The sequence below is a fragment of the Nocardioides sp. genome, from assembly GCF_025965415.1.
Taxonomy (GTDB): Bacteria; Actinomycetota; Actinomycetes; order Propionibacteriales; family Nocardioidaceae; genus Nocardioides.
Map to the genome: position 1 here is coordinate 57,951 of NZ_JAOPWY010000138.1, position 10,048 is coordinate 67,998.

The 10,048-nt window shown below is 71.3% G+C and carries 7 protein-coding genes; 4 read left to right on the forward strand and 3 right to left on the reverse strand.

Annotation, left to right across the window (positions count from 1 at the left end; translation table 11 throughout):
• Positions 1-11: 11 nt before the first annotated feature.
• A complete protein-coding gene (locus tag JWN97_RS14505; protein ID WP_297623921.1) occupies positions 12-1,001 on the reverse strand; it encodes a MauE/DoxX family redox-associated membrane protein in 990 nt (329 codons plus the stop codon).
• A 232-nt stretch (positions 1,002-1,233) separates the two neighbouring features.
• Here JWN97_RS14505 and JWN97_RS14510 point away from each other — a divergent pair, with 232 nt between their 5' ends.
• The 4 genes from JWN97_RS14510 to JWN97_RS14525 all read left to right on the forward strand — a co-directional run bounded on the left by JWN97_RS14510 (position 1,234) and on the right by JWN97_RS14525 (position 7,173).
• Entirely contained in the window at positions 1,234-2,031 is a 798-nt protein-coding gene (locus tag JWN97_RS14510; protein ID WP_297623924.1) for a hypothetical protein, read from the forward strand.
• Between the two features lie 47 nt (positions 2,032-2,078).
• Entirely contained in the window at positions 2,079-3,425 is a 1,347-nt protein-coding gene (locus JWN97_RS14515; protein WP_297623927.1) for an MFS transporter, read from the forward strand.
• A 101-nt stretch (positions 3,426-3,526) separates the two neighbouring features.
• Positions 3,527-6,715 carry a reprolysin-like metallopeptidase gene (locus tag JWN97_RS14520; RefSeq protein ID WP_297623929.1) on the forward strand — a complete coding sequence of 1,063 codons (3,189 nt, stop codon included), beginning with the start codon at positions 3,527-3,529 and terminating at the stop codon, positions 6,713-6,715.
• Positions 6,716-7,044: 329 nt separating this feature from the next.
• Complete coding sequence (locus JWN97_RS14525) at positions 7,045-7,173, forward strand: hypothetical protein (protein ID WP_297623932.1); 129 nt, start codon at positions 7,045-7,047, stop codon at positions 7,171-7,173.
• On the opposite strand, the gene JWN97_RS14530 is transcribed toward JWN97_RS14525, so the two are convergent.
• The gene (locus tag JWN97_RS14530; RefSeq protein WP_297623935.1) at positions 7,174-7,842 is read right to left on the reverse strand and encodes a hypothetical protein; all 669 of its coding nucleotides are present in this window, start codon (positions 7,840-7,842) and stop codon (positions 7,174-7,176) included.
• 6 nt (positions 7,843-7,848) lie between these two features.
• Complete coding sequence (typA, locus tag JWN97_RS14535) at positions 7,849-9,741, reverse strand: translational GTPase TypA (RefSeq protein ID WP_297623938.1); 1,893 nt, start codon at positions 9,739-9,741, stop codon at positions 7,849-7,851.
• Between the last annotated feature and the right edge of the window lie 307 nt (positions 9,742-10,048).

The following is a 10,048-nucleotide window of genomic DNA, read 5'->3' on the forward strand; positions in this document are numbered from 1 at the left end:
GCCGGGGGCCGTCACTCGTGTGCGATCGGCTGAGCCGCGAGCTCGGTGAGGACGTCCTCGACCAGCTGGGCGACACGGCCCTCGCCCGCGACCGGCCCGCCCGCCAGGAAGCCGTCGGCGCCCAGCAGGACCGCACCGGGCGTGCCGACGGAGAACACCCTGCGGACGTTGAGCTCGGGTTCGGAGGTCGCGAGCCCGGGGGCGTGCTCGGTCGCTCCGGACGCCGTGGCCGCGTCGGGATAGACCGCCAGCACCCCGACGGCGGGACCGAGCTGCGCTGCCCAGTCGTCGAGCTTCTCCGCGGTCCGCACACAGGACCCGCAGTGGGGATTGAGCACGACCAGCAGCCGGGCCTGCAGGGCGGCCAGCTCGGAGAGGGTGGCCGTCCGTCCATCGGGCAGGGTGAGGACTGCATAGGGGATGGCCTGGCGCTCGTAGTCGAGCAGCTCCTCGTCGGCGACCGTCCTGGCGCGCGTCGGCGCACCGACGACCAGCACCGCGACCGCAGCGGCCGCGCCAGCGGCGACGACGGACCACCAGCCGTCGCGGTCGAGGTCGGCGAACGCCGCCGGCACGGAGCCGCCGTCGACGGCGAACCACACGGTGGCCGCGGCCAGCGCGACGAGCAGCACGTTGCGGGCCAGCGTCGTCCGGTCGACCGAGTGGCGCCCGAGGCTGCCGAAGCACGAGCAGGTGACCGGCTCGTCGAAGCCGAGAGCGCGGGCGACGAGCCAGGTGTAGGCGAGCATCAGCACGACGAGCGCCACGGTCACCGGCACGAGCCATCCGGACGGCGACAGCAGCAGGAGGACCGCGAGGCCGATCTCGATCCACGGCAGGGCCGCCGCGGCGGCGTCCGCGGGCACGATGCGGGGCACGCGCAGCGCATCGAAGGCGTCGCGGGTGGCGACGGTGTCGCGGAGCTTGGCCACCCCGCTGGTGAGCAGCACGGCCGCCAGGGTCAGCGCGATGACGAGCGCTGCAACCGGGGTCGACGACATGGCCCGAATCGTACGGTCCGGCCCTTCCGACCGGCGGGGGCGCCACCGCGCGGCCAATGCCGGCGAACCTCGGACAGAACTGACGAAACCTCCTAGAGTTTTCTCTTGTCACGTAGGTGGTGCACATCACAACCAGGTGTAACCGGCTGTTACCGTCGCGTTCCCGACCGCCGCCTACCGTTGACGACGGAGAGCCCATCCGGCTTCTATCCGATGAGTAGGGACGAACGACATGGCACACCTGGCTGACGCGAACCTCAGCACGACTCGGCGCACGCTGGTGCGTGGAGCCGCGTGGAGCGTCCCCGTGGTGGCCGTGGCCGCGACGGCTCCCGCGTTCGCCGCTTCCCCGTGCGACGTCCGGGCCTACACGCTCGACTGGGATGGTGGGAACGCCACCATGGGCACCACCGCGTGGAGCCGCAGCTCCTACCAGCTGGGCAGGGCGACGGTGAGCGCCCCGGCGACGAGCGGAGCCGGTTCGATCCTGGTCACGTTCGCCAGCGCGTGGATCAACGAGTCCGGCTGGCAGGCTCGAGACCGCCGCGACCAGGACATGAACCTCACCATCTCCACCGAGACGAACGTCGGTGGCCTGAACCAGGGGCGGGGCCTCTACGTTCGGCACGAGTCGCCGATCGACGACGGTCGTTCGCGCCGACAGCGACTCACCGTCTCGTTCGAACGTGCTGTGACCGGCCTCAACTTCACCATCACGGACATCGACTCCACCGCCGGCGGCTACTGGGACCGGGTGGAGCTGTCCGCCACCGGCCCAGGTGGCGTGGCCGCCTACACGCCGACGAGAGCGGTCGGCATCACCGGGACCGGCGGGACCAACACCAACGCCTTCCGCCAGACCGACGACGACACGACGTACAACCCGAACCTGGGTGGCGGCAACGTCGGCATCTCGTTCGCCAACACCGTGTCCGTGTCCACCCTGACCCTCGAGTTCTGGAACGCGAGCGGCGACGGGCAGCAGGCCATCTACCTGAGCAACTTCGAGTTCAACGCCAAGGGCTGCTGACCCCTCCTCGGGAATGATGCGATTCGGCGGGAGGTTGTCACCCCCTGATGACCTCCCCCGCCAGCGAGACCGGGACCACCGAGTCCACTGACGACTCCCGCCGCATCTCGATGCTCCTCGGGCTCCTCTTCGGCCTCGCGGGGATGGGCTCGTCCAGCGCTGCGGTGACCCTTCCGCTGCTCGGGCCCGACCTCGGCGTCGATGCCGGGCTGGCGGCGTGGACGATCAGTCTCTACGTCCTGATGCTCGCCGTCACGACCGCGCTCTACGGCCGGATCTCCGACCTGGTCGGGGTGCGGGCCCCGCTGCTCGCCGGTCTGGTCCTGATGTCGATCGGCGCCCTCGTCGCGGCCCTCGCGCCGACCTTCGAGGTGCTGCTCGGTGCCCGCCTCGTGCAGGGCGCCGGCGCCGCCGCCGTACCCACCCTGGGCGTCGCCGTCCTCTCGGCCCGCTACAACGGAGAGGTGCGCGGCCTCGCCTTCGGCCGTCTCGCCGGCACGGCGGCAGCGGTCAGCTGCCTCGGCCCGCTGATCGGCGGACTCGTGGAGGCGTCGTTCGGGTGGCGTGCCGTCATGGCGCTGCCCATCGTCGGGGCCCTCGTCGTGCCCTTCCTGTGGCGCGCGCTCTCGACCGACGGCAGCGGCGCCCGGCTCGACGTGGTCGGTGCCGTCCTCGTCGCCCTCACCGCTGCCGGCATGGTGCTGCTCGTGCAGTCGCCCTCGGCCGGCCTGCTGGTCGCGGCCATCGGCGCCGCCCTGCTCGTGCTCGGCGTGCCGGCGGTGCGCGCGACCGTACGCCGACGCCCCGACGGCTTCCTCCCGGTCGAGGTGATCCGCAACGCGACCGTCGTCCGCAGCGCGATCGGCGCAGCGGCCGTGCCCGCGTCGTGGTTCGCCATGCTGATCGCCCTGCCGGCCGTCCTCCTCTCCGAGGGCTGGGAGGCGTGGCAGGTCGGCCTGGCGATGGTCCCGAGCGCCGTCGTGGCCCTCCTGGTGCCCCAGGTGACGGGTCCGCTGCTCATCCGCATCGGACCGGGTCGCGCGCTCGCTGTCGCGGGGCTGGTCGCCTCCGGAGCCCTGCTCGTGGCCACCGCCGGCGCCCACTGGGTGAGCGCGCCCGTCCTCGTCGTCGGCATCATCCTGGTCACCTTCGCGTTCGGCCTCGGCCAGCCCGCGCTCAGCGCGGTGGTCGGCGACGCGGTGCCCCACGAGGTGCGCGGTGTCGCCCTCGGTGTCTCCACGCTGCTCTTCCTGATCGGGGGCAGCATCGGCTCGGCCGTCGTCGCCGGCATCAGCGGCCCGCTGGGCATGCCGACGGCGCTGCTCGTCCTCGCGGCGCTCCCGCTGCTCGGGCTCGTCGTGCTCGCGCCGACCCTGCGCACCGCACCCGCCTGAGCCGGCTCGTCGGCCCCCGGTCACCGGGCCCCGAGAGGGGGTGGTGGTTTGTCGCCCCCAGTGCCTAGGCTGCGCGCACTGTCGCTCAGAGGGGAAATGCCTTGCCCAGATCCAGCGCTCGCCGACTCGCCGTCCTGGTCGCCACGGCCGTGGGGTTGGGGGTGCTGCCGGCCTGGACCGTGTCCCCGGCCTCCGCCGCCCCCGACGACCAGCCGTTCGCCACGCTCCGCGGATTCGAGCCCACCGGCTCCCAGGTCCGCGTCGAGCCCAAGGAGTACGCCGCCTCGCGCGTGGACGTCGCCGCGCTGCGCGCCGCCCTGCCCGGCAGGTCCGGCTCCGCCGTCGTCGAGATCCCCGGTCCGGACGGCGCCCTCCAGGCCTTCAGCGTCGAGCGGACGCAGACGATGGAGTCGGAGCTCGCCGCCGAGCACCCGGAGATCGCGACCTGGGCGGGGCGTGGCGTCGACGACGTGCGCGCCAGCATCGCCCTCGACATCACCCCCATGGGCTTCCACGCCTTCGTCCGCACGCTCGGTGGCGCCGGTGACTGGTACGTCGACCCGGCCTACAACCGCCGCGGCACGACGGCCCACCTGAGCTACCTGGCCTCGGCGCTCCCGGCACCGGCCAAGCGTCGCGCCGAGGGAGAGGTCGACGCCATCCGCGAGACGGTCGCCGCTGCTGCCGCGGACCGATCGACGGCTCCCGGCCAGCCCGTCCAGCGCCACTTCTACCGCTTGGCACTGACCTCCGACCCGTCGTACGCCGCCTACTTCGGCACGGAGAACGTCCTCGCCGAGAAGGTCACCCTGATCAACCGCGTCAACCAGATCTACAACGCCGACCTGGCCACCGAGCTGCGTCTGGTCAACGGCACCGACAAGCTCAACCTCGACACCGACGCCAAGGCCACCGGTGCCGACGGCCCGTGCGGCGTGGCGCCCTGCTTCGAGCCCTACGACGACAACGGCACCCCCGGCACGCCGGCCGACGACACCGACGGTGAGCTCGACTTCTGCGACGTGCCGACCCTCGGCAAGAACCGCACCGTGCTCGGCCAGCTCATCGGCGCCTCCAACTACGACGTCGGCCACATCGCGCTCGGCGTCGACGGTGGCGGCATCGCCTACCTCGGCGTCGTGGGCGGCGACTACAAGGCTGGCGGCTGCACCGGCCTCTCCGAGCCCACGGGCGACTTCTTCGCCATCGACTACGTCGCCCACGAGATCGGCCACCAGTTCTCCGGCAACCACACCTTCAACGGCGCGGCCGGCAACTGTGGCGGCAACATCTCCGACGCCTCGGTGGAGCCCGGCTCGGGCTCGACGGTGATGGCCTACGCCGGCATCTGCCGCCAGGACGACCTCCAGCCCCACACCGACCCCTACTTCTCGTTCAACACCATCGACGAGGTCGACGCCTACCGGGCAGCGACCTACGACAACGTCGAGGTCCAGACGGTCTCCCTCACCGAGGCGTTCGAGGCCGGCGACTCGCTCGACCTCGAGTTCGACGGCGACACGGCGACCATCCCGTTCGCCTCCTACAACACCGCCGGCCTCGATGCGGCGATCACGTCCCTCACCGGGCAGCCGGTCTCCATCACCTCGTGGGGCTTCGACGAGAACGGCTACGAGCCCGACCTGACCGGCCCGGACGCACGCGGCTTCCAGGTGATCTTCAACGACAGGCCGTCGATCATCCCGGACGCCGGTGACGTGCTCGTCGACGTCCCTGAGCTCACGGTGGACCCGTCCGGCGTGGACGGATTCGTCGGCGAGACCTCGCGCGGCGGACCTGCCCAGAACGACGGCGTACCGATCCCGAACAGGCCGGACGTGGCCGCCAACTCCGCTCCGGAGGTCACGGCGCCGGGCGACGAGACCGTCCCGGTCCGCACCCCGTTCTCCCTCACCGGCGTGTCCGGCACGGACCCCGACGGCGACCCTCTCGTCTACCTGTGGGAGCAGACCAACTTCGGCAACGGAACGGCCCTGCCCAGCAACACCAAGGTCTTCGGGCCCCTCTTCCGCGTCTTCGGCGATGACGCCGTCGTCACGAAGGAGGACAGCCTGCAGAGCCCGTCGCCCGGCGAGAACCTCGCCGACGGCAGCCTCACCCGGGTCTTCCCCGACATGACGCAGGTGCTGGCCGGCAACACCAACGCCGCCACAGGGACCTGCCCGACACCGACCACCCCGGCAAACCGACAGCTGGCCGACAAGGAGCTCGACTGCTACTCCGAGTTCCTTCCCACCACCGACTACCTCGGGAGCTTCGGCAAGACCGACCGCACCATGACGTTCCGCCTCACCGCGCGGGACCTGTTCCCCAACGGCGGCGGAGTGGCGTACGACGAGGTGGCGCTGAGGGTCGACCCGGGCGCGGGTCCGTTCCTGGTGACCTCCCAGTCGACGGCCGGGGTGACCGTCGCCGGCGGCTCGTCGGTCCCGGTCACGTGGGCGGTCAACAACACCCAGGGCCTCGCCCCGAACGTGAAGATCACGGTGTCGACCAACGGTGGCGCGAGCTTCGACACGGTGCTCGCGGCGTCCACGCCGAACGACGGGTCGCAGACGCTGACCATGCCCAACGTGACCGCCGGTGACGTACGGATCAAGATCGAGGCGGTGGACAACGTCTTCTTCGACCTCAACGATGGCTCGTTCAAGCTCGTCGCCACGCCCTCCCCGGACACCGCCATCACGTCCGGACCGGCTGACGGCTCGATCGTCCTGAAGAAGAAGCAGACGATCACCTACTCCTCGACCGTGCCGTCGTCGACGTTCGTCTGCACGGTCGACGAGGAGACGGTTCCCTGTGGTCCGTCCGGCCTGACCGACACGTTCCGCGCGGGCACGCACGTGGTCGAGGTGGCCGCGGTCAACCCGGCCGGGGTCACCGACCCGAAGCCGGCGAAGGTCACCTTCACCGTCCCGCGCAACGACAGCACCTTCGCCCGCAAGGGCAAGGGTGCGTGGGAGCGCAAGAAGAGCGACCGCGCGTTCTCCGGCCACTACCTCACCTCGAGGCGCAAGGGCTCCGAGCTGGTCACCCGGGTGTTGAAGACCGAGCGGATCGTCCTGGTCATCGGCACGCTGCCGAAGGGCGGCGTCGCCCGGGTATTCCTCGGCGAGGAGAAGATCGGCACCGTCCGGTTCAAGGGCAAGACCGCCTTCAGCCAGCTCCGCACCTTCCGGTTGGACGAGGCCGAGAAGGGCAAGCTGCGGATCGTCGTGGCGAAGAACAAGCCGATCCGGATCGAGGGCGTGGCGGTCGTCACCGACTGACCACGTCCCCGGGGCACCACCGGCCCGCGGCCCCCCACACAGGGCGGGGCCGCGGGCCGGTAAGGAAAAGGCACTCGTACAGGTACTCGGACCTCTGCAGGTGATCTCGTGACGTCAAGCACGCGCACCCGTCCCGCCGCAGCCTCACGTTCTTCCTCGACGACATCGACCGCGGCACCGGCTACCACGACTACGTCGGCCTGGCGTCGACCCCGGCCGAGGTCCCCGGGTCGGCGCCGGGTTCCAGCATCACGGGGTCGGGCACGTTCGCCGACGGCTGGCGCACGACGGCCCGGAGTGGTGACTACTCCGCGGCGCAGACGGTCAAGGTGACGTACGCCAACGGCTTGCTGGGCATCACCGCCCTGTCGCTGCGCCTGTGGTCCACCGCGACACCGCTGATCTCGACGGCGCACCTGACGCGGGTCAGGCAGATGCAGTTCCGCACCTGCGCCTGATCAGCCCCGCGGTGCTCGCGTGCGCTCGGCCAGCGCCACGGCCGCGTGCTGCACGACGGGGAGCTCGTCGGCGTCGCGGGCGGCCTCGTGGGGGACCGCGCCGCCCAGCAGGGCGGCCGGAGTGGTGAGCCAGATCCAGGCGCGCCACGGATCGACCCCGGCGGTCAGCAGCGGCTCGAGGACCGCCAGCAGCTCGCTGCGGACCTGGCCCTGGTCGTCGAGCTGGAAGGTCGGGACGAGGGTGGCTCCCTCGTGCTGCACGAGCAGGACCGTCCGACGCTCGGCGGCCTTGTGCAGGGCGAAGCGTGCCGCGTTCTCGGAGACACCTCGCAGCCGGCCGACCTCGGCGTAGCCGAGCCACCCGCCGTCGAGCAGCGCCGCTCGCACGCGCCCCTCGCGACGCAGCCGGACGAGCCCTACGGGCACGGCGTGGGCCGGGTCGTCGCCCACCGACCGCAGCAGTCCGTCCAGCTCGGACAGCCGGTCGGGAGCCAGCGGCTCACCCCTGGCCGGATCGTGCCAGTGCACGACGCCGCCGGCGTCGCGGTCGTACGTCGGCAGTCCCGCCGCGGCCAGCTGGTCGGCCAGGCCCAGCCCCTCGAGCCACGACGCCAGCCGCCCGGCGAGGTCGTCGCCGGGCGGATCAGGCAGGTCGAGGTGGTCGGACAAGCAGGACTACTTGTTGGCCTTGCGCGACTGCGACGCGGTCTTGGCGCGGGCGTTGGCGTCGAGCACGACCTTGCGGATGCGGACCGCGTCGGGCGTGACCTCGACGCACTCGTCGTCGCGGCAGAACTCCAGGCACTGCTCGAGCGACAGGTGGCGCGGCGGGATGAGCTTCTCGAAGTTGTCGGAGGTGGCGGACCGGATGTTGGTCTGCTGCTTCTCCTTGGTGATGTTGACGTCCATGTCGTCGGCGCGGGAGTTCTCGCCGATGATCATGCCCTCGTAGACCTCGGTGGTCGGCTCGACGAACATGATCCCGCGCTCCTGCAGGTTGGTCATGGCGTACGCCGTCGCCGCACCCTTGCGGTCCGCGACCAGCGAGCCGCTGGTGCGCGAGCGGATCTCGCCGGCCCAGGGCTCGTAGCCCTCGGAGATGCCGTGTGCGATGCCGGTGCCGCGCGTGTCGGTGAGGAACTCGGTGCGGAAGCCGATGAGGCCGCGGGCGGGCACGAGGAACTCCATGCGGACCCAGCCGGTGCCGTGGTTGGTCATCGACTCCATGCGCCCCTTGCGGGCCGCCAGCAGCTCGGTGATCGTGCCGAGGTACTCCTCGGGCGCGTCGATGGTGAGGCGCTCGAACGGCTCGTGCAGCTTGCCGTCGATCTCCTTGGTGACCACCTGCGGCTTGCCGACGGTGAGCTCGAAGCCCTCGCGGCGCATCTGCTCGACGAGGATGGCCAACGCCAGCTCGCCGCGGCCCTGCACCTCCCACGCGTCGGGACGCTCGGTGGGGAGGATGCGCAGCGACACGTTGCCGACGAGCTCGGAGTCGAGGCGGTCCTTGACCAGGCGGGCGGTGACCTTGCCGCCCTTGGTGCGGCCGACGAGCGGAGAGGTGTTCGTGCCGATCGTCATCGAGATCGCGGGCTCGTCGACGTGGATGAGCGGCAGCGCGACCGGGTTCTCCGCATCGGCGAGGGTCTCGCCGATGGTGATCTCGGGGATGCCGGCGACCGCGACGATGTCGCCGGGACCCGCGCTCTTGCCGGGCTGGCGCTCGAGGCCCTCGGTGACGAGGAGCTCGGTGATCTTGACGTTCTTCACCGAGCCGTCGCGACGGATCCAGGCCACGGTCTGGCCCTTGTTGAGGGTGCCCTCGTGGACCCGGACCAGCGCGAGCCGGCCGAGGAACGGGGAGGCGTCGAGGTTGGTGACGTGCGCCTGCAGCGGTGCACCCTCGGTGTAGACGGGGGCCGGGATGGTCTCGAGGATCGTCTTGAACAGGGGCTCGAGGTCGCTGCCCTCGGGCATCGTGCCGTCCTCGGGTGCGACGAGGCTGGCGATGCCGGCGCGACCCGAGGCGTAGACGACCGGGAAGTCGAGCGCGTCCTGGCTGTGGCTCTCGTCGAGCAGGTCCATGAAGAGCTCGTAGGTCTCCTCGACGACCTCGGCGATGCGGGCGTCGCTGCGGTCGGTCTTGTTGACGACCAGGATCACCGGCATGTCGGCGTTGAGCGCCTTGCGGAGCACGAAGCGGGTCTGGGGGAGCGGGCCCTCGGAGGCGTCGACGAGGAGCACGATGCCGTCCACCATCGACAGCCCGCGCTCGACCTCGCCGCCGAAGTCGGCGTGGCCGGGGGTGTCGATGATGTTGATGACCATCGGCTGACCGCCACCGGCCGGACCTGCGTAGTGGACGGCGGTGTTCTTCGCGAGGATGGTGATGCCCTTCTCGCGCTCGAGGTCACCGGAGTCCATGACGCGGTCGGCGACGCTCTCGGCCTGGTGGGCCGTGAAGGCACCGGCCTGGCGGAGCATCGCGTCGACCAGCGTGGTCTTGCCGTGGTCGACGTGAGCGACGATCGCGACGTTGCGCAGGTCGGAGCGGGACTGGGTGGACATGCAGGAGCCTTCCGGGCGGAGACGAGCGATCGGCCGAGCGGCCGGGGCGCAGCCGGCACGGCCGCAGCGTCAGAAGTCTAGTGCGCCGGGGTCGATTTCAAGACTTCGCGAGCGTGGGGCCGGCTCCCCTACCGACTGTCGGCGCCGAGGGGTAGACCTGTCCCATGACCTCTCGGGACACCCACTCACCCGTCTGCACCTTCATCCCGCCCTGGCTCGCCGAGCGCGTCGACGGCCCCGACCAGGCCCTGCGCGACGAGGCGCTGCGGGCCCGGCGCGGTGGCGCGGCCGGGGCCGCCGCTCCTGC